This is a genomic window from Sinorhizobium fredii NGR234 (assembly GCF_000018545.1).
Lineage (GTDB): Bacteria > Pseudomonadota > Alphaproteobacteria > Rhizobiales > Rhizobiaceae > Sinorhizobium > Sinorhizobium fredii_A.
The window spans coordinates 3,190,001-3,212,797 of sequence record NC_012587.1; the positions used below are offsets into that span (position 1 = coordinate 3,190,001).

The window sequence follows — 22,797 nt, forward strand, 5'->3', positions numbered from 1 at the left end:
TTCGGGACATCCGCATTGATCGAGGCGGTGTTGATGATCGAACTGCCGGGCTTCATATGCGGCACCGCTGCGCGGGTCAGATAGAACATCGCATGGATGTTGACGCGGAAGGTCAGCTCCCACTCCTCGTCGGTAATGTCTGCGATATCCGGGAAGGAGGCCTGATGGGCGGCGTTGTTGACGAGAATGTCGATGCCGCCGAGCTCGTTGACCGCTGTCTCGGCAATTCGCTTGCAATGGGCCGACGTCTGGATATCGCCGGCCACGAGGACGCCTTTGCGTCCGGCCTCTTCGACGAGCGCCTTGGTCGATTTCGCGTCCTCGTGCTCATTGAGATAGGCGATCAGCACGTCGGCGCCCTCGCGGGCGTAGGCGATCGCCACGGCCCGGCCAATGCCGCTGTCTCCGCCGGTGATGATGGCTTTCTTGCCCTCCAACCGTCCCGATCCCTTGTAGGTTTTTTCGCCGTGGTCCGGCAGAGGCTTCATGCGCTCCGTGGTTCCAGGCATGGGCTGGCTCTGACGCTCGAACGGCGGGCGCGGGAATTTCTCCATGGTCCAAAACTCCTCTTGGATCTGTGCGACATGATTTCGGCCCATCCGGCAACGGCCGCAGCGTCCAAACTCGGGTTCGCCAGGCTTTGTTCCGATTGGAAGACCTGGGCTCGTGTGATGGAACTTCGCCTTGGGGCTGGCGTTCACCCAGCGACCACCCTGAGGAGGGCCGAGAAATGGCAAATGCTGAAAACAGACCGACGAACGTCCGGTCGGACAGCAGCGCGCCTGTCAAGACCGACAGCGACCTGCATCCGGAGGCCGCCACGCAGCCGCTGGAGCCGGACGAACTCATCAAAAAGCGAGCCGCGCGCGAGGCGATGCGCAGGAAGAGGGACGACTATGTCGTCGAATCCGACCTCGAGGATGAAGACCAGCGCTTCCCGCTGCCGACGATGAAGGACCAGGACTGACCGGCGGCCCGCAGAGGAGAAAGATCATGAAAACCCCAAAGGACGGAGCGCCCGGCACCACGGAACAATCGCCGCGGTGGGAAGGGCCGAAGGAGACCCGGCCGAGAGGCTACCTGCCGGCCAAGGACGACCCGGAGGATGACCGCGATGCGGCCGGCGAAAACTTGAAGGATCCGCATCGCGGCAAGGTCTCGGACGCACTCAAGACAAAGGACGATTGACCCCGCTTCGCACGACGTAGCGGGTCGGCCGTTGCGTGCTGTGCGCAGCGGAACCGTGACGCTGTTCGCTGGTTTGAAGCAGCGACAATGCTGAAGGAAGTCGAAAGAAAGGAGCACCAAATGGTCAAGAGAAAAGAGTGGAGGAGCGACGATCCCTATTGGCGTTCGCGTGAAGCCGGAAGGGATTGGTACGGCGATGAAAGACGCAGCCGGCGGCGCTTCGCGCAGACGGTCGAGCCGCGCGGAGCCGACTACGAGAACTCCGAGTATTTCCCGGATGCCGAGGCCGGCCCTGGCCCTTATCGCCGGATGGGCGAGGACTACGGGCGTTGGAGCCAGGATCGCCGACACGGCGACCATGGTTCCGACTACGGCTATCGGGGGCGACCTGCCTATTCGCGTCCCGGCCGGGACTGGGACGAGGACGAGGAGCGTGGCTTCTTCGAGAAGGCCGGCGACGAGGTGGCCTCCTGGTTCGGCGACGAGGAAGCGGAGCGCCGCCGCCGGATGGATCAGTTTCGCGGCAAGGGGCCGAAGGGCTATACCCGCTCGGACAGCCGTATCCAGGAGGATGTCAGCGACCGCCTGAGCGACGACGGAGCGCTGGACGCTTCCGACATCGAAGTCTCGGTCACCGGTGGCGAGGTTCAACTCAGCGGCTTCGTCGAGTCCAAATGGGCGAAACGCCGCGCCGAAGACCTGGCGGAAAACGTCTCCGGCGTTGGTCACGTCCAGAACAATATCCGCGTCCGGAGCGCCGGTGGATCGGCCGGCGGAACGCCCGGCTGGAACACTGGCGACACCAGCCGGAATCTGTGATCAGATGACGGCGGGGGCCAGTCCCGCCGTCATACCATTGATGGCGGCTGCCGCCTTCGGCTCCGATCGTACCGCGCGCGCAAGAAAAGTCAGCAGGCGCGCCTCTTCCACACGAAGTTCGGGCTTTGCACGCCCACGTCGACGCAACTGCTTGGCGGTCGCCGGGCAGGCCGTATCCGCGAGACCGATGATTTCCGGATGGATGTAGCTCTTGCGGCAGATTGCCGGCGTGTTGCAGAGGACTGCGGCGGCCGCCTCGCACATCCTCTTGACGGTCGGGCGCTCGCCCTTCTCCATCGCTTCCCGAGCGGCTGCGAAGGCGGCAACGCTCCCCGCCCAGGTCCGGAATGTCTTGGCCGAAACCGGGAAGCCGGCGACCTCCGCCAGGTAGCGGTTGAGACGACCCGAATCGACCGGGCGCAGCATATCGTTGTCGTCCCGCCACACGAAGAGCTGCCGCCCCGGCAGGTCGGCGATATCCTCGAGCAAGCGCTGCAGCTTCGGGCGCCGCAGCCGTCTCTGGACCCGTTTGCCTCCCTTGGCGGTGAACCGCAATTCTATGCAGCCATCGAGCAGCCGCAAATGGCGCTTCAACAGCGTCGTCGCACCATAGGTCGAATTCGCCTGGGCATAGGCGGGACTTCCCGTCCTGAGATGCACTTCGTCGAGCAAGGCGACCAGCGCGGCAAGAACTGTGCGTGCATCGTCGGTCCCGCCTTCCATGTGACGGCGAATCATGCGCCGGATCCTCGGCAGCGCCTTGCCGAACAGAAGAAGCTGGGCGAACTTGTCGCCGCTCCGCAGCGCCTGCCATTCCGAGTGATAGCGATATTGCTTTCGACCGCGTGTGTCATAGCCGGTCGCCTGCAGATGACCGTTCTCGTCCAGGCAGATCCACACATTCTCGTAGGCGGGCGGCAGGCCAAGCGATGCGATACGGGCCTTGACGGCCGGGTCGGTCAGGATGGAACCGTCCGGCAGCCGGTAGGCGAATCCCTTGCCGGAGCGCTGGCGTCGGATGCCAGGCTCCGAATCGCTGACATAGACGAGCCCGCTTTCCTTCGGCGGAACCTCGCCCACGGCCCGATCGCGCCCGTTACGGCTGCGCCCGGCGCCGGGCCGATCAGGCATCCTCGCCGCGCGGCGGACGGGGTTGGAAGCGATTTGCAGGGGCATCGAGCGGCCCTTCCTTCAGGCGGTGAAATTTCGACCGAAGACTAACGCACGCCCGTGTGGGTAAGGTTCCATTCCGGATGCGGCGCCGGATCGATTTAGGCACCGGGCCCTGCATTGGTAGCGGAACATAATCGGTCGCACGCGGTTCCACCGACACTTGATTGAGGAAGACGCACCATGAGGAAAGCGCTCAAAGATGCGGTGGTGGTGATCACCGGCGCCTCGTCCGGAGTGGGACAGGCGGCGGCGGAGGAATTTGCCCGCCGGGGATCGAAACTCGTGCTGGCCGCGCGCGACGCGGTGGCGCTGCAGCGGGTGGCGCGGACCTGCCGAGACGTTGGAGCGGCCGTGCTGGTCGTGCCGACCGACGTGACGGACGCCGACGCGGTCAAGGAACTGGCAAAAAAAGCCCTGAGCTTCGGCAAGATCGACGTCTGGTTCAGCAATGTCGGCGTCGGCGCGGTCGGGCGGTTCCAGGAAACCCCGATCGAGGCTCACGAGCAGGTCATTCGGACGAACCTGATCGGCCACGTCAACGATGCGCATGCCGCCATTCCGGTTTTCCTGAAACAGGGCCGCGGCACGTTCATCAACATGATTTCGCTCGGCGGCTTCGCCTCGACGCCCTTTGCGGCGGCCTACAGCGCCAGCAAGTTCGGGCTTCGCGGCTTTTCCGAAGCGCTGCGCGGCGAACTCGCCGACGAACCGGATATTCACATCTGCGACGTCTATCCGACCTTCCTCGACACGCCCGGCGTCGCCCATGGCGCGAACTATACCGGCCGGAGGCTCAACGTTCCCCCACCCGTCTATGATGCGCGCCGGGCGGCGCGCGCCATCGTTCGCCTGGCTGAACGCCCACGCAGCGCCGTCACCGTCGGCGCCGTCGCCGATCTGGCGCGGCTGGCACATTTTCTCGCCCCCAACACCACCGCCCGCCTCCTGGCGCGCCTGACCTCGTCCTATCTCAGGCGAGCGCCACGCGCCGAAAGGAGCAGCGGCAACCTGTTCAAGGCTCCGGTCAATCCCGGCGGCATCGAAGGCGGCTTGCGTTCGGATCGCAGACTCCCGATCGCCGCCGTTGCGGCCGCGGCGGTCGTCGGTCTGGCACTTGCGGCGGTGATCGGCGGCCTACCCCGCACCTCATACCGGCGACACTGAAAACCGCCTCGGCCCGACACAGTGGAGGAATCCCGCAATGAAGGCTTTGACCTGGCACGGCAAAGGCGACATCCGCTGCGAGAGCGTTCCCGATCCCAACATCGAGGCCGAAGACGACGCGATCATCAAGGTCACCGCCTGTGCGATCTGCGGCTCCGACCTGCATATCTACAACGGCCTGATCCCGGCAATGGAGCGCGGCGACGTCATCGGCCACGAGACCATGGGCGAGGTGGTCGAGGTCGGCAAGGCTGCCGCCACGAAGCTGAAGGTCGGCGACCGCGTCGTCGTGCCTTTCACCATCGCCTGCGGTGCTTGCTTCTTCTGCGAGCGGGGCTTCTACTCCGCCTGCGAGCGAACCAATCCGGACCGGGAAAAAGCGGTGAAGATGTGGGGCAATTCGCCCTCCGGCCTGTTCGGCTACTCGCATCTCCTCGGCGGCTACAGCGGCGGACAGGCGGAGTATCTGCGCGTGCCGCATGCCGATGTCGGGCCCATCAAGATCCCGGAGGAGCTCACCGACGAGCAGGTCCTGTTCCTCTCGGATATCTTCCCGACCGGTTACATGGCCGCCGAATTCTGCGACGTTGAGCCCGGCTCCACGGTCGCCGTCTGGGGCTGCGGGCCCGTCGGCCAGATGGCCATCCGTTCGGCCTTCCTGCTCGGGGCGGAACGGGTCATCGCTGTCGACACCGTTGCCGAGCGGCTGCGGCTTGCCGAAACGGCGGGCGCGGCGACGCTCGATTACATGCAGGAGGACATTTACGACCGGATCATGGAAATGACCCATGGGCGCGGCGCGGACGCCTGCATCGACGCGGTGGGGACCGAGGCGGACAGCCGCGCAAGCCTCGATTCGCTCGTCGACCGCGTCAAGGTCGCCACCTATCTCGGCACCGATCGTCCGCATGTACTGCGCCAGGCGATCCATTGCTGCAGGAACTTCGGAACGGTTTCCATCGTCGGCGTCTATGGCGGCTATCTCGACAAGATACCCTTCGGCTCGGCGATCAATCGGGGACTGACCTTCCGGATGGCGCAGACACCCGTCCAACGCTATCTGCCGGTGCTGCTCGACCGCATCCGCAAGGGCGAAATCGACCCCTCTTTCGTGATCACCCATCGTGGCTCGCTCGACGACGGACCGGACCTCTATCAGACCTTCAACAAGAGGGCGGACGGCTGCGTCAAGGTCGTCCTGAAACCTTGAAGGGAAGTCCGGCCTTAGAGCGGGATGAGGAAAAGTGTGTGCGGTTTTCCGCCCGCATCCCGCTCTAACCTATTAGAATCGATCACGTTCATGATTTTAGGTCGATCCGACCTAAAATCATCGTGATCTAGCGTGATCAGAATTCCAGGATCGCGTAGGGCCGGCCGGTCGGCTTCTCGACATGGGTGGCGACGTTGAAGACGGGCGCGCCGCCCGGCGTGGTGCCCTTGTACGTGCCCTTGTGAGCGTGGCCGTGGACGACGGCGCTGACACGGAACCGGTCGATGGTTTCCGCAAAGCGCGAGGAACCGAGGAAGGGATAGATCTCTTCCGGCTCTCCTGCGACAGTCTCGGCGATCGGCGCGTAGTGCAGCACGACCACGGAATGCTGGGCGCTGGTTTTGCGCAGGGCGTTTTCGAGGCGCATCGCTTCGTCGACGGTCGCCGATACCATGGCTTTCAGGGCGGTCTCGCCGAAAGAACCGAGCATGTGCCGGCCGAAGCCGCCGACGAACCCCTTCGTGCCGGCAAAGCCGATGCCGGCGATCTCGACCGCCTGCCCATCCAGCAGATGGACACCCGCCTTCATGAGGATCGACGAGATCTCCTCGACGGCATCGCATTGGTGGTCATGATTGCCGAGAACCGCCACCACCGGGACCGTGCAGTATTTCAGGTCGGCGGCGAGAAGCTCCGCTTCGGCCGGCTTGCCGAGATCGGTCAGGTCGCCGGCGATCACCAACACATCGGCGACTTTTGAAATCTCCGAAAACAGTTCGGTATAGGAGACCGAACCATCCTCCTTCATATGGAGGTCCGCGACCGCGGCTACTTTCAGCTTGCCCATGGCAGCAACTCCCTATTTTCCTGGCCGCATCTCGAGGTCGCCGCCGACGTCGGCAAACCCCCATTCGGTGACGTCGATCTCATAATCGCGCCGCGAGTAAAGCCGGCCGCGGCAGATCTTCGTCTGGGGCAGCGGCAGGTCACGCTGCGCCGCCAGTCGGCTCAGCAGCTCGTCCATCAGCCACAAGGGCACCCTGTCGCGCTCCGAGGGATAGATCCACCGGAAATTGAGGAGATGGATCAAGAGCACTTCCCAATGCACTTCCATGTATTCGAGCAGCCTGCGCCAATCGATCCGGTCGTGGGTCTTGAGGATCGTGTGGGCTACGTCGGCGCCGTCATAGCGCTCGCGAAGCTGGATGAAGGACTTGGACCAGACCAACTCGGTCGGAGCGACGATCGACACGGGCGAGGCGCTGATCTCGACCGGCAAGGCGTGCTCGAACCAGGCGTCGTTGACGAGCATCGTTCCGTTCGGCGAGGCGAAGATGACGTCGAAGAAGAACTTGCCCTTGTAGACTTTGCCGAGCCACCGGTCGTCCTCGATCTCGACCGAGTAGCCGAGCGACTTGAAGTATTGAAGGATGCGGGTGTAGTCGCCTGCCTTGCAGAAGACGTCGAGATCCTTCGTCGGTCTCGAAATGCCGGTATAGGCGCTGACGGCGAAGGTCCCGGCGACCAGAAACGGGATCTTGGATTTGACGAGCTCCGTTATGGCGGTGGCGACGAAGGCTTCGGCTTTCTCGTCGACAAGCTGTGGCAGCGCGAGTGGCGTGCGGACCGTTCGCGGCGATTTCGACTTCGGTGGCATTGCCGATCGCATGCTTTCTCTCCTGCGAAGGAATACCTACGAGAACACGCGAGAACTCGGCTAGGTTCCGCAGCATCGAAGCGATCGCCGCGGGAGTGGCGGCGGGAGAGGAAACGCCGGCGCAGCCGCTGGCGACTGCGCCGAGAGAAATGCCGAACCGCTTATAGTGCCGGTGGACGGTAGCGGTCGCGCTCGCGCTCAACCTCATCGAGGCTCAAGGGCGCCGACGCCGCGTCGAAGGTGCTCCAGCCTTCTTCGACGTAGGCGCGCCGGCGAACCGAGGTGTCGACGGCATTGCGGTTCCTGAGGATCGCATCGGCCTGCGGCAGCAGGGCCTCGTCGACCTTCGCCACCACCAGCGTGCCGCCGCGGCGCACGCCCTCGGCGTAAAGATGCGCGTCCTCGTCCGGAATGCCCGAATCCGTCAACGACCCGATGATGCCGCCGGTCGCGGCACCGGCCACCGCCCCGGCAATCGCGCCCGCCGCTGTCGATGCGAGCCAGCCGGCGGCGACGACCGGCCCGACGCCGGGAATGGCCATCAGCCCCAGCCCGGTCAAGAGACCGACCGCGCCGCCGCCGGCCGCACCCAGCCCTGCCCCGACCCCTGCCCCTTCAGCGGCTCCGGAACTCTCGTCCGCATGGCGATCGCCGGCATTGTTGGCGACGATGCTGATATCCTGCGTCGGAATGCCGGCCGTCTCGAGGTCGTTCACCGCCTGTCGGGCGTCGTGATAATCGTCGAAAAGCCCTGCCACAGTTCTCATCTTCTTCTGCCTTTCTGTCGCGCTGGAGGGGAAGCGAGCGGATTTTTGCCCGTCTGCCCGCAATCATTGATCAGAGCACGGTGACGTTGCCCTGGTAGTCGAGAGAAACGGTGACGGTCTTGCCGTCCTTCATTGCCGTTCCCCGCCAGACCCCCTGGTCGTCGAGCTTCAGTCCCTTGACGTCGGCGTAACCGGCTTCCTGGATCCGCTCGCGCGCCTGGTCTTCCGTAAAACTGTTCTTGCCGGCGACCGGCGCTTCAGGATTCTGCGTACCCGGCGTGGTGATCGCCGGTGTGCTTCCGCCCGAGGTCGCCGATTGCGCAAAGGCCGGCATTGCTGCAGCGCTCAGGAGCACGGCAACGCCAAAGATCATGGTTTTCATCGTTTTTCCTCTCTCGGGGATGCTTTTCCCAACCAACCAAACCGGCCCGACATGGTTTGGTTCCGAGGTGTTTTCCAGGAAGAATCGAAGTGAGAGGGCACCCGGGAAAGGCACGTCCTGCGGAACTTTCTTGCGACTTGCCGGTTGCCGCTGCCGTGAACCGAGACCTTCGAGGAAAGCGCAATGGCAACCAACGTGAAGGACGGCAAGGCGCCCAAGAGTTCCGATGGAACGCGTGGCGGAAACCGTGCCGGCGACAAGGGCAAGAGGGACGCGGCCCGGAAAGACGAGGCCAAGAAGAGCAGTCAGGCGGCCGGCAAGGACCCGCAGCGGGGCAAAGGCTGACGGCACCCCAAACAAAAAGGCCGGGCTCAGCCCGACCTTTCATCGTCCCTCCCGCCGCTGCCAGTACATCCGTGGTCAACGACGAGAGGGACAGTAAGGAGAGTGTAGGCGCCGATTGTTACAGTGGCAAGACTGTCCGAAAGGGTGAGGTCGACAAAACCTGTTCGAGGCTCGCACCTTGATCGCGATCGACTGGCTTTCGCGCGCCCTTGGCTTCGCGACCGATTGTCGGTGCTTCCGGGAAAACAAGGAAATGGTGATCCCGGCGCGATTCGAACGCGCGACCCCCAGATTAGGAATCTGGTGCTCTATCCTGCTGAGCTACGGGACCACTTGCTATAGACCCATACAAAAGCAAGGCCATTTCGCCAAGTGTTTTTGCGCCCGCGGCCGGCGGTTTGCGAAAAGTCGGATGTGGCGATGCGAAATCATGGGGCTAGCGTGATCGACAAAGTGAGTGCTAAGCAGAAGCCGGCGGCGGTCGGAGGCGATGCCGCCTTTCCCGAATCCATCCTGGGACCTATCCGCATATGCTTATCGGAATCGATTGGGGCGGCACCAAAATGGAAGTCATTGCGCTCGACCGCAATGGCGGGACGCGTGCCCGGCACCGTGTTGCAACCCCGACCAGCGGCTATGACGCGTGCATCCGCGCCGTGGTCGAGCTCGTCGCCGCGGCCGAAGACACGGCCGGTGAGCGCGGCTCGATCGGCATCGGCATTCCGGGCAGTCCCAATCCGCGCACCGGCATCGTGCGCAACTCCAACGCCGTGCTGATCAACGGCAAGCCGCTCGGGCGCGACCTCGAGGCCGCCCTTGGCCGCCAGGTTCGGCTTGCCAACGATGCCAATTGCCTGGCGGTCTCCGAGGCGGTCGATGGGGCCGGCAAGGATGCGCATGTCGTCTTCGGCATCATCGTCGGCACCGGGCACGGCGGCGGGTTGGCGATCGACGGGAAGGTGCATGCCGGCTACCAGGGCGTCGCCGCGGAGATCGGTCATTATCCGCTCCCCTGGATGAAGCAGGACGAGTATCCCGGTCACAAATGCTGGTGCGGCAAGTTCGGCTGCCTCGATATGTATGCCTGCGGCACCGGGCTCGAGCTCGACTATCGCCTGACGACCGGCGTCGAGCGCCGCGGCCGCGACATCATCGAGGCGAAGCGTGCCGGCGATCCGGCCGCCACCGGCGTCTACGACCGCTTCGTCGACCGGCTGGCCCGCAGCCTGGCGCTGTTGACCAATATCGTCGATCCGGATGTCTTCGTGCTCGGCGGCGGCATGTCGAATGTCGACGAAATCTATGGCGAATTGCCGGAGCTGATTACCAAATATCTGTTCGGCGACAGTTTCGAAACGCCGATCCGCAAGGCCGTGCATGGCGACAGCTCCGGCGTGCGCGGCGCCGCCTGGCTGTGGAAGGAGTAGCGCGTGTCGAGTTTCGGCGGCCGCCCTGTTTCCCCCTCTGGCCTGCCGGCCATCTCCCCCACAAGGGCCCACAAGGGGGAGAATACGGGCGGCTCACCTCTCTCTCTCTCCGGCCGAGACGCTGCTGAACACGAAACTCTTAAGTGGATGCGTAGACCGTGCCACATCCTTTCCCCCCTTGCGGGCCCTTGCGGGGGAGATGGCGGGCAGGCCAGAGGGGGCATCGCCATCACCCCAGTCCCATCCGTCCAGCTCCCCTAACGACAGCGGAGGCATCATGAACAATATCGACAATGATCTGCGCCGGATCGCGCTCCAGGAACAACAGTTGCAGTTCGAGCGCTTCGACCTCGACACGGCCTGGACGCTCGGCTCGACGCTCCGCCGTATGGCGGCCGAGCGCAAGCACGGTGTCGTCATCGACGTCACGCTGTTCTCCATGCAGGTCTTCTATGCGGCGCTCGACGGCGCAACGCCGGACAATCCGAACTGGGTGCGGCGCAAGCGCAACACGGTTTTCCGGCTGTTCAGAAGCAGCTATGCCACCGGTCTCGGCCTTCTCAAGCAGCAGACCAACCTGCAGGCGAAGCTCGGCCTGCCGGATCAAGAGTTCGCCGCGCATGGCGGCAGCTTTCCGATCGTCGTGAAGGGGACCGGCTGCATCGGTGCCGTCACGGTGTCCGGACTGCCGCAGCGCGACGACCACAATTTGGTCGTCGAAGCGCTGGCCGAACTCCTCGGCGCGGATCACGATGCGCTGAAACTCGAGAATTGACGGACGGGCCGATGGACGTTTCTTTGCAGGCGACGGAGTTCGGCCGCTGGCTCATGGAAGCCGCCCTGCCGCTCTGGCGCGAAAAGGGGTTCGACGCGGCCGGCGGCGGCTTCGTCGAGACGATCGACATGGCCGGCGAGCCGACGCAGGCCAATCGCCGCTCTCGCGTCCAGCCCCGCCAGGTCTATTGTTTCGCGGAAGCCGGGCGGCGTGGCTGGCAGGGAGACTGGCGCAGCGTCGCGGAGGACGGACTCGCCTATTTCGATCGCATCTATCGGCAGCCGAGCGGCTTCTACGGCGCGCTCGCCAAGGCCGACGGGGAGATCATCGATCGGTCTTTCGACCTCTACAACCAGGCCTTCGCGCTGCTCGCCTTCGCCTATCTGGCCGAAGTCCTTCCGGATCGGAAGACCGAGATGATCGGCCGCAGCAATGATCTCCGGCAGAAGCTCGAAGCCCATTGCAAGCATCCGGTCGCCGGCTTCGAGGAGGACAACCCGCCGCGCCTGCCGCTTGGCTCCAACCCGCATATGCACCTCTTCGAAGCCTGTCTCGCCAGCGAAGTCGTCGACGGGTTCGACCGGGTCGCCTGGGCCAATCTCGCCGACGAGATCGCCCATCTGGCGATGGATTGCTTCATCGACGCAAGGACGGGCGTGCTGCGGGAATTCTTCGACCGCGACTGGACGCCCTTTCCGGGCGAGAAGGGCCGCATCGTCGAGCCCGGCCACCAGTTCGAGTGGGCATGGCTGCTCCTGCGCTGGGCGGAACGGCGCGGCAATGCGAAAGCGATCGTCAAGGCGCGGCGGCTGTTCGAGATCGGCGAAGCGCACGGCATCTGCCCGAGGCGCGACGTGGCGATCATGACGCTCTTCGACGACCTGTCGGTCGCCGACCCGGTGGCGCGGCTCTGGCCGCAGACGGAATGGCTGAAGGCGGCAATCCGCTTCGCCGCGCTTTCGGACGGCAGCGAACGGCAACGCTATCTCGCCTCGGCCTCGCGCGCCGCGGCAGCGCTGCAACGGTTTCTCGAAACTCCGGTCCGCGGGCTCTGGCGCGACAAGCAGAAGGCGGACGGCAGCTTCGTCGACGAGCCCGCGCCGGCCAGCAGCTTCTATCACATCGTCTGCGCGATCTATGAGCTCAAGGATTGCCTGAAGCGGATGTGACGGGCGTTGATTGCCCCTCACCCTCGCCCTCTGCCTGCGGGGAGAGGGGACTTGGGCGACGCGACATATCGCTTCGCCCCGCTTGCGGGGAGAAGGTGCCGGCAGGCGGATGAGGGGGATACGCCGGCTCCGCGAACGTCATGACGGATATCCAGTCAGCCCGCCGCGCTCGCGGCGGCTTTTTTCTTGCCCTCGCGGTATTATTATGATCGTATGTTGACATAAAGATATCTTTATGTGACTTAATCGACAAAATAATTGTCGTTTTCAGAACGGGAGATTTCCCATGTCCGCCGCGTCCCTCTTCGGAGAACTCTCCCCCAAGCCCGACGGCTCGGAAATCTTTCGGGCGCTCAACCAGGCGGCGGCCGAGCGCATCCTGATCATGGATGGGGCGATGGGCACCGAAATCCAGCAACTCGGTTTCGTCGAAGACCATTTCCGCGGCGAGCGCTTCGGCGGTTGCGCCTGTCACCAGCAGGGCAACAACGACCTCCTGACGCTGACGCAGCCGAAGGCGATCGAGGAGATCCACTATCGCTACGCCCTTGCCGGCGCCGACATTCTCGAAACCAACACCTTCTCCTCGACGCGGATCGCCCAGGCCGACTACGGCATGGAGGACATGGTCTACGACCTCAACCGCGACGGCGCCCGGCTGGCGCGGCGGGCGGCGAAGCGGGCCGAAGCGGAGGATGGCCGGCGACGCTTCGTGGCCGGCGCGCTCGGGCCGACCAACCGCACCGCGTCGATCTCGCCCGACGTCAACAATCCCGGCTACCGTGCCGTCAGCTTCGACGATCTCAGGCTTGCCTATGCCGAACAGGTGCGCGGCCTGATCGATGGCGGCGCCGATATCATCCTCATCGAGACGATCTTCGACACGCTGAACGCCAAGGCGGCGATCTTCGCGACGCAGGAAGTGTTCGCCGAGAAGAAAATCCACCTGCCGGTGATGGTTTCCGGCACGATCACCGATCTTTCCGGCCGCACCCTCTCCGGCCAGACGCCGACCGCCTTCTGGTACTCGGTGCGCCATGCGGCGCCCTTCACCATCGGGCTCAACTGCGCGCTCGGCGCCGACGCGATGCGCGCCCATATCGACGAGCTTTCGACCGTCGCCGACACGCTTGTCTGTGCCTATCCGAATGCCGGCCTGCCGAACGAATTCGGCCGCTACGACGAAAGCCCCGAAACGATGGCGGCACAAATCGAGGCCTTTGTCCGCGATGGCCTCGTCAACATCGTCGGCGGCTGCTGCGGCTCGACGCCGGCCCATATCCGCGCCATCGCCGAAGCGGTGCAAAAATATCCGCCGCGCCAGGTGCCGGAAATCGAACGCCGCATGCGGCTCTCCGGCCTCGAGCCCTTCACGCTCACCGACGAAATCCCCTTCGTGAATGTCGGCGAGCGGACCAATGTCACCGGCTCGGCGAAATTCCGCAAGCTGATTACCACGGGCGACTATGCCGCGGCACTCGACGTGGCGCGCGACCAGGTGGCCAACGGCGCGCAGATCATCGACATCAACATGGACGAGGGGCTGATCGATTCGACCCGCGCCATGGTCGAGTTCCTGAACCTCGTCGCTTCCGAGCCGGACATCGCCTGCGTGCCGGTGATGATCGATTCCTCCAAATGGGAAGTCATCGAGGCCGGGCTCAAATGCGTCCAGGGCAAGGCGCTGGTGAACTCGATCTCGCTCAAGGAAGGCGAGGAGGCGTTCCTGCATCACGCGCGGCTAGTGCGGGCCTATGGCGCCGCCGTCGTGGTGATGGCTTTCGACGAGAAGGGCCAGGCCGACAGCAGGGCGCGCAAGGTCGAGATCTGCCGGCGCGCCTATCGGCTGCTGACCGAAGAGGTCGGCTTCCCGCCGGAGGACATCATCTTCGACCCGAACATCTTCGCGGTCGCCACCGGCATCGATGAGCACAACAATTACGGCGTCGATTTCATCGAGGCGACGCATGAGATCATCGCCACGCTGCCGCATGTCCATGTCTCGGGCGGGGTGTCGAACCTCTCCTTCTCCTTCCGCGGCAACGAGCCGGTGCGCGAGGCGATGCACGCCGTCTTCCTCTATCATGCGATCCAGGCGGGCATGGACATGGGCATCGTCAATGCCGGCCAGCTTGCCGTCTACGACGCGATTGACCCGGAGTTGCGCGAGGCCTGCGAGGACGTGGTGCTGAACCGCCGTCCGGATGCGACCGAGCGCCTCCTGGAGATCGCCGAGCGCTACCGCGGCCAGGGCGGCGCACAGGGCAAGGAGAAGGACCTCGCCTGGCGGCAATGGCCGGTTGCGAAGCGGCTCGAGCATGCGCTCGTCAACGGCATCACCGAGTTCATCGAGGCGGATACGGAAGAGGCGCGGCTTGCCGCCGAGCGCCCGCTGCACGTCATCGAAGGACCGCTGATGGCCGGCATGAACGTGGTCGGCGACCTCTTCGGCGCGGGCAAGATGTTCCTGCCGCAGGTGGTCAAGTCGGCGCGCGTCATGAAGCAGGCGGTCGCCGTGCTCCTGCCCTACATGGAGGCGGAAAAGCTTGCGAATGGCGGCGAGGGCACCCGCGCGAGTGCCGGCAAGATCCTGATGGCGACCGTCAAGGGCGACGTGCACGATATCGGCAAGAACATCGTCGGCGTCGTGCTCGCCTGCAACAATTACGAGATCATCGACCTCGGCGTGATGGTGCCCTCGGCGAAGATCCTCGAGGTGGCGCGGCAGGAAAAGGTCGATGCGATCGGGCTTTCCGGGCTCATTACCCCGTCGCTCGACGAGATGGTGCATGTCGCCTCCGAACTCGAGCGCGAAGGCTTCGACATTCCTCTGCTGATCGGCGGAGCGACGACCAGCCGCGTGCATACGGCGGTCAAGATCAACCCGCGCTACGGCCTCGGCCAGACCGTCTATGTCACCGATGCCAGCCGCGCCGTCGGCGTCGTGTCGAGTCTGCTCTCGCCGGAGGCGAGGGACGGCTACAAGGAGACGGTCCGCGCCGAGTATCTGAAGGTTGCCGATGCACATGCGCGCAACGAGGCGGAAAAGCGCCGCCTGCCGCTCTCGCAGGCCCGCGCCAATGCGTCGAAACTCGACTGGGACGCGTATCGGCCGAAGACACCCTCGTTCCTCGGCACGCGCGTCTTCGAGAGCTGGGATCTGGCGGAGCTTGCCCGCTATATCGACTGGACGCCCTTCTTCCAGACCTGGGAGTTGAAGGGCGTCTATCCGCGCATTCTCGACGACGAGCATCAGGGTCCGGCCGCACGGCAGCTCTTCGCCGACGCACAGGCGATGCTCGAGAAGATCATCGCGGAAAAGTGGTTCGCGCCGAAGGCGGTGGTCGGTTTCTGGCCAGCCGGCAGCGCCGGCGACGACATCCGCCTCTTCACCGACGAGAGGCGCGAGCGCGAGCTTGCCACCTTCTTCACGCTCCGCCAGCAATTGGCGAAGCGCGACGGCCGGCCAAATGTCGCGCTCGCCGATTTCGTCGCTCCGGTCGAGAGCGGCAGGCGCGACTATCTCGGCGGCTTCGTGGTGACGGCCGGCATCGAGGAAGTGGCGATCGCCGAGCGCTTCGAGCGCGCCAACGACGATTACTCCTCGATCCTCGTCAAGGCGCTTGCCGACCGCTTTGCCGAGGCCTTTGCCGAGCGCATGCACGAATATGTCCGCAAGGAGCTGTGGGGCTATGCGCCGGACGAATCCTTCACCCCACAGGAACTGATCGCCGAGCCCTATACGGGGATCCGCCCGGCGCCGGGCTATCCGGCACAGCCGGACCACACCGAAAAGGAAACGCTCTTCCGGCTGCTCGATGCGGAGGCGGCGATCGGCGTCAGGCTGACGGAGAACTACGCCATGTGGCCGGGCTCCTCCGTCTCGGGTCTCTATGTCGGCCATCCGGACGCCTACTATTTCGGCGTCGCCAAGATCGAACGCGACCAGGTCGAGGATTACGCAACTCGCAAGCGGATGGGGGTTCGCGAGGTCGAGCGCTGGCTCTCGCCGATCCTCAACTATGTGCCGATGCGGGAGACGCAAGCGGCCGAGTAGGCCGCTACCGGTTTGCCGCGACGATCATCGCGGCTGCCTTTTCGGCGATCATGATGGTCGGCGATTGGTGTTGCCGGAGGTGATCTCTCGCGGCTGGCCCGCGCGCGCTTCGTCACGCCGTCATGCTGGAACTCGACGCCGGCGACACGCGCCCCTTCGAGGATCAGCTTGCGGACATGCGCCTTGGTCAGGATCGTCAGGTTGCGCCGCTGCCTGGCGGGCTTCAGAAAGGCCTTGGCGGTGTTCCAGCGGATGCCGGAGCGCTGGTTGACGTCGAAATAGCCGGAACCTTCATTGGTGCCGCGGTTGAAATCGTCGGTTTCCGGAATGCCTGCCTCGGTTGCCGCCTTCTGGAAGGCGTCGAGCACCGCCCAGCGGACGCGCGCCTTCTCGACCCGCCACTCGCCGCCGGCGCCGTGCATGTCGTCGGCACCGCGATAGTGATCCTCGGATTTTTTGAAGAAGGGCAGCACCTCGTCCCAGTTCCAGCCGGTGCAGCCGAGCTGGCGCCACAGGTCGTAGTCGCGCGCCTGGCCGCGCATGTAGATCATGCCGTTGATCGACGAGCAGCCGCCGAGCACCTTGCCGCGCGGATAGAAGAGCGACCGGCCGTTGAGGCCCTCCTCGGCGGCGGTGGTGAAACACCAGTCGGTGCGCGGATTGTTGATGCAATAGAGATAGCCGACCGGAATGTGGATCCAGTGATAATTGTCGCTGCCGCCCGCCTCGAGCAGCAGGACGCGATGCGCTGGGTTCTCCGAAAGACGGTTGGCGAGAACGCAGCCGGCGCTCCCCGCTCCGACGACGATATAGTCGAACGTTTCCATTGGCTTTCTCTGATGTCGGGTCCCGACCGTGGCGGACCGATCTGTCTATTTGTGCCGGTGCTCGAAGCCGAGCCTGCGGCCGAGGCGCGAATTGTAGAACTCGCCGACGATGCCGCGGCGGAACAAGAGGACGCAGACCATGAAGACGACGCCGGTAATGATCGTCACCGGAAATTCCGAGGTCGCCAGGTAGTTCTGCAGCGTCACCACGAGTGCTGCGCCGAACAGCGGTCCGATCAGCGTTCCGATGCCGCCGAGCAGCGTCATCAGGATCACCTCGCCCGACATCTGCCAGCCGACATCGGTCAGCGTCGCGAACTGGAAGACCAGCGCCTTCAAGCCCCCGGCCAGGCCGGTCAATGCGGCCGACATGACGAAGGCGCCGAGCTTGTAGTTCCTCACCGAATAGCCGAGTGAGATCGCCCGCGTCTCGTTTTCCCGGATCGACTTCAGGATCATGCCGAAGGGCGAATTGATGATCCGCCAGATGATGGCGATGCCGATGACGAAGACGGCCAGCACGAAGTAATACATGTTCGAGGACTGCGAGAGGTCGATGAAGCCGAACAGATGGCCGCGCGGCACCGACTGGATGCCATCCTCGCCATGCGTGAACTCGGCCTGCAGGCAGAAAAAATAGAACATCTGCGCCAGCGCCAGCGTGATCATCGCGAAATAGATGCCCTGGCGGCGGATGGCGAAGAAGCCGATGACCGCGCCGAGCAGGGCGGCGCCGGCGACACCGGCGAGAAGCCCGAACTCGACCGGCAGGCCCCATTCCTTGACGGCATGCGCGGTGAAATAGGCGGCGCCGCCGAAGAAGGCCGCATGGCCGAAGGATAGCAGCCCGGTATAGCCGAGCAGCAGATTGAAGGCGCAGGCAAAGAGGGCGAAGCAGAGGATCTTCATCAGGAAGACGGGGTAGAAAAACAGCGGGGCAACCAGGAGAAAGGCGAGACCCGCCCCAAGAAACACCGTCTGGGCGACGACCGGTGTGCGTTCCTTCTGGTTCTGAAGTTCGAGTGTCAGCGTCATATCAAGCATCCCGGCCGAAGAGGCCGGCAGGCCTCAGCAGGAGAACGATGGCCATGATCACGAAGATCACGATGTTGGAGGCCTCCGGATAGAAGACCTTGGTCAGGCCCTCGGCGACGCCGAGCAGGTAGCCGGTGACGATCGCCCCCATGATCGAACCCATGCCGCCGACCACCACCACGGCGAAGACGACGATGATGATGTTCGATCCCATCAGCGGCGAGACCTGGTAGATCGGTGCGGCGAGCACGCCGGCAAGCGCGGCAAGTGCGGCGCCGAGGCCATAGGTCAGCGTCAGCAGGAACGGCACGTTGATGCCGAAGGATTGCACCAGCACCGGGTTTTCGGTGGCGGCGCGCAGATACGAGCCGAGCTTGGTCTTCTCGATGACGAGCCAGGTACCAATGCAGATGAACAGCGAGAAGACGACCGCCCAGCCGCGATAGATGGGCAGGAACATGAAGCCGAGATTGGCGCCGCCGGTCAAAAGCGCCGGCGTCGCATAGGGCTGTCCGGAAGCGCCGTAAAAATAGCGGAAGGTGCCTTCGACCGTCAGCGCCAGGCCGAAGGTGAACAGCAGGCCGTAGAGCGGGTCCAGCGAATAGAGCCGCCTCAGCATGGTGCGCTCGATGGCGGCCCCGATGAGACCGACGAGAAGCGGCGCCAGGATCAGCGCCGGCCAGTAGCCGATGCCGAAATGCGCGAGCAGCAGCCAGGCGATGAAGGCGCCGAGCATGTATTGCGCGCCGTGGGCGAAATTGATGACGCGCAACAGGCCGAAGATGATGGCAAGGCCGAGGCTCAAAAGCGCATAGAAGGAGCCGTTGATGAGGCCGATCAGCAACTGTCCGAGAAAGGCCTGGAGCGGAATTCCGAAGATCGTCGTCATCACTTACACCCCGAGCACGTCGTGCAGCATGTCCATGCGCGCGGCAAGCTCCGAGACCGGAAACTCGCCCGCGACCTTGCCATGATCCATGAGATAGAAGCGATCGGCGACCTTGCTGGCGAAGCGGAAGTTCTGTTCGACCAGCAGAACCGTCATGCCGCGCTCCTTGAGTGTCTTCAGCACCTCGCCGATGCGCTGGACAATGACCGGGGCGAGGCCTTCGGTCGGCTCGTCGAGCAGCATCATCCTGGCGCCGGTGCGCAGGATGCGGGCGATCGCCAGCATCTGCTGTTCGCCGCCGGAGAGTTTCGTTCCCTGGCTGTTGCGGCGTTCGTGGAGATTGGGAAAGAGCTCGAAAATCTCGTCGATCGTCATGCCGCCTGCAGCGACGGCCGGCGGCAGCAACAGGTTCTCGTAGACGGAGAGCGTCGAGAAGATGCCGCGCTCCTCGGGAATGAAGCCGAGGCCGCGATGGGCAACGCGATGGAGCGGCACGCGCATCAGGTCCTCGCCGGCAAAGGTGATCTCGCCCTTGCGCTCGCGGACGATACCCATGATGGCGCGCAGCGTCGTCGTCTTGCCGACGCCGTTGCGGCCGAGCAGCGTTACCATCTCGCCCTCGCCGACGACCATGTCGACACCATGGAGAATGTGGCTCTCGCCGTACCAGGCATTGAGGCCGGAGACCTTGAGCAGCGGTTTCATCTAGAGGCCTCCTCCGTGCCCATGTAGGCGGTGCGCACCCGCGGATCCTCCGACACGGTGGCATAGTCGCCCTCGGCCAGAATTTCGCCGCGCTGCAGCACGGTGACGTGATGGCAGAGCGTGGCGACGACGGAGAGATTGTGCTCGACCATCAGCACGGCGCGCTCGCGCGCCACCTCGCGGATGATCTCGGCGACCATGCCGACATCCTCGTGGCCCATGCCGGCCATCGGCTCGTCGAGCAGCAGCACTTTCGGATCGAGCGCCAGCGTGGTGGCGATCTCGAGGACGCGCTTGCGGCCGTAGGAGAGATCGGCCGCCAAGGCGTTGCGCTCCTTGTCGAGGCCCACCGAGCGGATCAACTGCTCGGCCTTGCCGTTCAGGGCGTCGAGCGCCGACAGCGGCTTCCAGAACTGCGTCGCAAGCCGGTTCGGCCGCTGCAGGGCGACGCGGACATTGTCGATGACCGTCAGGTGCGGGAACACCGCCGAGATCTGGAAGGAGCGCACCAGGCCCAGGCGGGCGACCTTGTCCGGCGCGGTGTTGGTGATGTCCTGGCCGAGCAGCGTGATCGTCCCGCGGGTCGGCTGCAGGAACTTGGTCAACAGGTTGAAGACGGTCGTCTTGCCGGCCCCGTTCGGACCGATCAGCGCATGCACGCGGGCATGGTGGACATCGAGGTCGACGTCCTTGACGGCCGTGAAGCCGCCGAAGTCACGGCGGAGACCGCGGGCGGACAGAACCACCCGCGGTGCTCCATTCTCCAAGGGCGCGGCGACGCTCATTCGTCGGCGCCGGTCAGGATTTCACGAGTTCGCAGCCGCTCTGGGCCGGATCGATGAAGGCCTCCTTGCCGGGAATGGTCGCCAGAACCTTGAAATAGTCCCAGGGCTCCTTGCTTTCGTCCGGCTTCTTGACCTCGAGCAGGTACATGTCGTGGATCATGCGGCCGTTCGGCGCCACCGTCCCATTTTCGGCAAAGACGTCGCTGACGGGCATCGCATGCAGTTCCTTGGAAACAGCGTCCGCATCGTCGCTGCCGGCCTTCTCGATCGCCTTCAGATATTGCGTGACGGCCGAATAGGTGCCGGCATGAACCATGTTCGGCATCTTGCCGGTGCGCTCCATGAAGCGCTTGCCGAACTTGGCGCTCTCCTCGTTGCGATTCCAGTAGAAGCCCTCGGTCAGCGTCAGGCCTTGCGCCGCCTCGAGCCCGAGACCATGCACCTCGGCGAGCGTGAAGAGCAGGGCCGCCAGGCGCTGGCCGCCCTGGACGATACCGAACTCGGCCGCCTGCTTGATGGCGTTCGAGGTGTCGAGGCCGGCATTGGCAAGTCCAATCACCTTGGCGCCGGAGGATTGCGCCTGCAGCAGGAAGGACGAGAAGTCGGTGGTGGCGAGCGGATGGCGCACCGCGCCGACCACCTTGCCGCCGTTTTCCTTGACGTAGTTGCTGGTGTTCTCCTCCAGCGAATAGCCGAAGGCGTAGTCGGCGGTCAGGAAGAACCAGCTGTCGCCGCCCTGCTTGACCAGCGCGCCGCCGGTACCGACGGCGAGCGAATGCGTGTCGTAGGCCCAGTGGAAGCCATAGGGGCTGCATTGCTTGCCGGTAAGCTCCGTCGTCGCCGCTCCGGTGACGATGTCGATCCTCTTCTTCTCCTTCGAGATCGCCTGGACGGCGAGCGCCACCGAAGAGGTGGTGAGCTCCATGATGCTGTCGACCTGTTCGGTGTCGTACCATTGCCGGGCGATGTTGGAGGCGATGTCGGGCTTGTTCTGGTGGTCGGCGGTCACCACCTCGACCGGTACGCCCAGCACCTTGCCGCCGTAGTCCTCGACCGCCATCAGCGCCGCCTCATAGGAAAACTTGCCGCCGAAATCGGCATAGACGCCGGACTGGTCGTTCAGAATGCCGATCTTGACCTTGCCGTCGGATGCATCGGCAAGGGCAGCGGTGCTGCTGGCAAGCAGAATTGCAAGCGCAGCGATCAGTTTCTTGTTCATGTGTCCTCCTCCCAAAGGATGTTCAGGGCGATGCGGGGCCGTCATGCGCAAACACATAGGGCCCGGCCGCTGCCTTTCGAGGCCCCGGCCGTTTCCTTGCGTCGCTCTGTTCAAATTTGGCCAGACATGCTCCTCAGATGTCGGCACGGCGCCTACCATCGGGAAAATTTCGCTTGGAAGCAAGCGGCCGAAACCGTAAATTGCAAACAGCATCTGTTCATTTTTGAACAGAGAGGAGAGGCATGAACCCGAATTTCACCTGGGACGACCTGCAGTTCTTTCTGGCGGTGGCGCGCACCGGCCAGCTTTCCACCGCGGCGCGGCGGCTCAGAACCAGCCATGCCACCGTTTCCCGCCGCATCGACCGGCTGGAATTTGCCCTCAAGGTCAAGCTCTTCGAGCGCAATCCGCGCGGCTACGTGCTGACGGCGATGGGTCAGCGCTTCGTCGAGACGGCCGAGCGGATCGAGCGGGAAACCGAGCAGCTCCAGTTCGACATCAGCGACGGCATGACCGCCCAGCGCGGTGTCGTGCGGCTGAGCACGCTCGAGGGGTTCGGCAATTTCTTTCTTTCCGACCGGCTTGCCGAATTCGCCGGCCGCTATCCGAACATCTCGCTGGAGCTCGTGGCGATCCAGCAGATCATGTCCTTGTCGCGCAAGGAGGCGGATATCGCCGTGGCGCTCGCCGCGCCCAAGGCTGGACCGTACCATTCCGAGGTGCTCACCCCCTATACCTTGCATGTCTACGGCGCACGAAGCTATTTGGCCCGGCACTCCAAGATCCGCACGCGCAATGATCTGAGCTCGCACCGCTTCGTCGGTTACATCGAGGACATGATCTTCACGCCGGGGCTCGACTATCTCGGCGAAATCCAGCCGGGCCTGCGCGCCCATTTCCAGAGCTCCAGCATCCTGACGCAGCTGAAGGCGGCGCGTCAGGGGCTTGGCCTTTGCGTGCTGCCCTATTTCATGGCGAAGGACGAAACCAATCTGGAGATCGTGCTGCCGGAGGAGATCGAACTGAAGCGCACCTATTGGCTGATCTGCCACCGCGACCAGATGGCGATGCCGCGGGTGAGAGCGGTGCGCGATTTCCTGGTCGAAGCGGTCAAGGAGAACCGCGGCTCCTTCCTCAGAGACGGTTTGCCGACGATTGGCCAGAAGCGCCCGCTCGAAGAGCGATGAATTGCAAGCGCGGCCAG

Annotated in this window: 22 protein-coding genes, 1 tRNA gene and 1 pseudogene (1 of these 24 running past the window's edge); 11 read left to right on the forward strand and 13 right to left on the reverse strand. The window is 64.2% G+C overall.

The genetic code is table 11. From position 1 onward, the window contains the following. Window positions 1-554, reverse strand: the 5' portion of a protein-coding gene (locus NGR_RS26330; protein ID WP_012709527.1) for an SDR family oxidoreductase. It extends 304 nt beyond the left edge of the window; 554 of the gene's 858 nt are visible here — the first part of the coding sequence; the start codon lies at window positions 552-554; the stop codon falls past the left edge of the window. A 176-nt stretch (window positions 555-730) separates the two neighbouring features. Between NGR_RS26330 and NGR_RS26335 the strand changes: the two genes are divergently transcribed. From NGR_RS26335 to NGR_RS26345, 3 genes are all read left to right on the forward strand, one after another. Then, window positions 731-967, forward strand: a complete 237-nt coding sequence (locus NGR_RS26335; RefSeq protein ID WP_012709528.1) for a hypothetical protein — start codon at window positions 731-733, stop codon at window positions 965-967. Between the two features lie 26 nt (window positions 968-993). Further along, the gene (locus tag NGR_RS26340) at window positions 994-1,188 is read left to right on the forward strand and encodes a hypothetical protein (RefSeq protein WP_012709529.1); all 195 of its coding nucleotides are present in this window, start codon (window positions 994-996) and stop codon (window positions 1,186-1,188) included. A 120-nt stretch (window positions 1,189-1,308) separates the two neighbouring features. Next, the gene (locus tag NGR_RS26345; RefSeq protein ID WP_012709530.1) at window positions 1,309-2,007 is read left to right on the forward strand and encodes a BON domain-containing protein; all 699 of its coding nucleotides are present in this window, start codon (window positions 1,309-1,311) and stop codon (window positions 2,005-2,007) included. On the opposite strand, the gene NGR_RS26350 is transcribed toward NGR_RS26345, so the two are convergent. Continuing rightward, window positions 2,008-3,183, reverse strand: a complete 1,176-nt coding sequence (locus tag NGR_RS26350; RefSeq protein WP_012709531.1) for a DNA topoisomerase IB — start codon at window positions 3,181-3,183, stop codon at window positions 2,008-2,010. Window positions 3,184-3,360: 177 nt separating this feature from the next. Between NGR_RS26350 and NGR_RS26355 the strand changes: the two genes are divergently transcribed. Both NGR_RS26355 and NGR_RS26360 read left to right on the forward strand, forming a co-directional pair. After that, window positions 3,361-4,344: an SDR family oxidoreductase gene (locus NGR_RS26355; protein WP_012709532.1), complete on the forward strand. Its 984-nt coding sequence runs from the start codon at window positions 3,361-3,363 to the stop codon at window positions 4,342-4,344. 37 nt (window positions 4,345-4,381) lie between these two features. Beyond that, window positions 4,382-5,554, forward strand: coding sequence for a zinc-dependent alcohol dehydrogenase (locus NGR_RS26360; protein WP_012709533.1), 1,173 nt, complete (start codon window positions 4,382-4,384; stop codon window positions 5,552-5,554). 136 nt (window positions 5,555-5,690) lie between these two features. Here NGR_RS26360 and NGR_RS26365 read toward each other — a convergent pair whose 3' ends face one another. From NGR_RS26365 to NGR_RS26380, 4 genes are all read right to left on the reverse strand, one after another. Further along, a complete protein-coding gene (locus NGR_RS26365) occupies window positions 5,691-6,401 on the reverse strand; it encodes a metallophosphoesterase family protein (RefSeq protein ID WP_012709534.1) in 711 nt (236 codons plus the stop codon). 12 nt (window positions 6,402-6,413) lie between these two features. Next, on the reverse strand, window positions 6,414-7,223 hold the full coding sequence (locus NGR_RS26370; RefSeq protein ID WP_012709535.1) for a hypothetical protein: 810 nt from the start codon (window positions 7,221-7,223) through the stop codon (window positions 6,414-6,416). A gap of 149 nt (window positions 7,224-7,372) precedes the next feature. Continuing rightward, window positions 7,373-7,978 (reverse strand): general stress protein, encoded by a 606-nt coding sequence (locus NGR_RS26375; protein ID WP_012709536.1) that lies wholly within the window; start codon window positions 7,976-7,978, stop codon window positions 7,373-7,375. 70 nt (window positions 7,979-8,048) lie between these two features. Then, window positions 8,049-8,360, reverse strand: a complete 312-nt coding sequence (locus tag NGR_RS26380; RefSeq protein ID WP_012709537.1) for a PepSY domain-containing protein — start codon at window positions 8,358-8,360, stop codon at window positions 8,049-8,051. Between the two features lie 183 nt (window positions 8,361-8,543). Here NGR_RS26380 and NGR_RS32465 point away from each other — a divergent pair, with 183 nt between their 5' ends. After that, window positions 8,544-8,705, forward strand: coding sequence for a hypothetical protein (locus NGR_RS32465; protein WP_012709538.1), 162 nt, complete (start codon window positions 8,544-8,546; stop codon window positions 8,703-8,705). A 254-nt stretch (window positions 8,706-8,959) separates the two neighbouring features. Here the strand turns inward: NGR_RS32465 and NGR_RS26385 are convergent. After that, window positions 8,960-9,036 (reverse strand) — tRNA-Arg (locus NGR_RS26385). Between the two features lie 199 nt (window positions 9,037-9,235). Here NGR_RS26385 and NGR_RS26390 point away from each other — a divergent pair. From NGR_RS26390 to metH, 4 genes are all read left to right on the forward strand, one after another. Next, on the forward strand, window positions 9,236-10,132 hold the full coding sequence (locus NGR_RS26390) for an ROK family protein (RefSeq protein WP_012709539.1): 897 nt from the start codon (window positions 9,236-9,238) through the stop codon (window positions 10,130-10,132). A 277-nt stretch (window positions 10,133-10,409) separates the two neighbouring features. Then, window positions 10,410-10,907, forward strand: coding sequence for a heme-degrading domain-containing protein (locus NGR_RS26395; protein WP_012709540.1), 498 nt, complete (start codon window positions 10,410-10,412; stop codon window positions 10,905-10,907). Window positions 10,908-10,918: 11 nt separating this feature from the next. After that, window positions 10,919-12,076 (forward strand): mannose-6-phosphate isomerase Pmi, encoded by a 1,158-nt coding sequence (gene pmi, locus NGR_RS26400; protein ID WP_012709541.1) that lies wholly within the window; start codon window positions 10,919-10,921, stop codon window positions 12,074-12,076. A 286-nt stretch (window positions 12,077-12,362) separates the two neighbouring features. Further along, window positions 12,363-16,133, forward strand: a complete 3,771-nt coding sequence (metH, locus tag NGR_RS26405) for a methionine synthase (RefSeq protein WP_012709542.1) — start codon at window positions 12,363-12,365, stop codon at window positions 16,131-16,133. 50 nt (window positions 16,134-16,183) lie between these two features. Here the strand turns inward: metH and NGR_RS26410 are convergent. The 6 genes and pseudogenes from NGR_RS26410 to NGR_RS26435 form a co-directional block, all read right to left on the reverse strand. Further along, a pseudogene (locus NGR_RS26410) lies at window positions 16,184-16,960 on the reverse strand (GMC family oxidoreductase); the annotation flags it as partial. Between the two features lie 45 nt (window positions 16,961-17,005). Then, window positions 17,006-18,004, reverse strand: coding sequence for a branched-chain amino acid ABC transporter permease (locus NGR_RS26415; protein ID WP_164924506.1), 999 nt, complete (start codon window positions 18,002-18,004; stop codon window positions 17,006-17,008). Then, window positions 17,997-18,884, reverse strand: a complete 888-nt coding sequence (locus tag NGR_RS26420) for a branched-chain amino acid ABC transporter permease (protein WP_012709545.1) — start codon at window positions 18,882-18,884, stop codon at window positions 17,997-17,999. Before NGR_RS26420 ends, NGR_RS26415 begins: the two co-directional genes overlap by 8 nt. A 3-nt stretch (window positions 18,885-18,887) precedes the next feature. Beyond that, window positions 18,888-19,589, reverse strand: a complete 702-nt coding sequence (locus tag NGR_RS26425; RefSeq protein WP_012709546.1) for an ABC transporter ATP-binding protein — start codon at window positions 19,587-19,589, stop codon at window positions 18,888-18,890. After that, entirely contained in the window at window positions 19,586-20,374 is a 789-nt protein-coding gene (locus NGR_RS26430) for an ABC transporter ATP-binding protein (RefSeq protein ID WP_012709547.1), read from the reverse strand. Before NGR_RS26430 ends, NGR_RS26425 begins: the two co-directional genes overlap by 4 nt. A gap of 13 nt (window positions 20,375-20,387) precedes the next feature. Next, on the reverse strand, window positions 20,388-21,593 hold the full coding sequence (locus NGR_RS26435; RefSeq protein WP_012709548.1) for an ABC transporter substrate-binding protein: 1,206 nt from the start codon (window positions 21,591-21,593) through the stop codon (window positions 20,388-20,390). A gap of 242 nt (window positions 21,594-21,835) precedes the next feature. Between NGR_RS26435 and NGR_RS26440 the strand changes: the two genes are divergently transcribed. Beyond that, window positions 21,836-22,780: a LysR family transcriptional regulator gene (locus NGR_RS26440; protein WP_012709549.1), complete on the forward strand. Its 945-nt coding sequence runs from the start codon at window positions 21,836-21,838 to the stop codon at window positions 22,778-22,780. Window positions 22,781-22,797 lie beyond the last annotated feature (17 nt).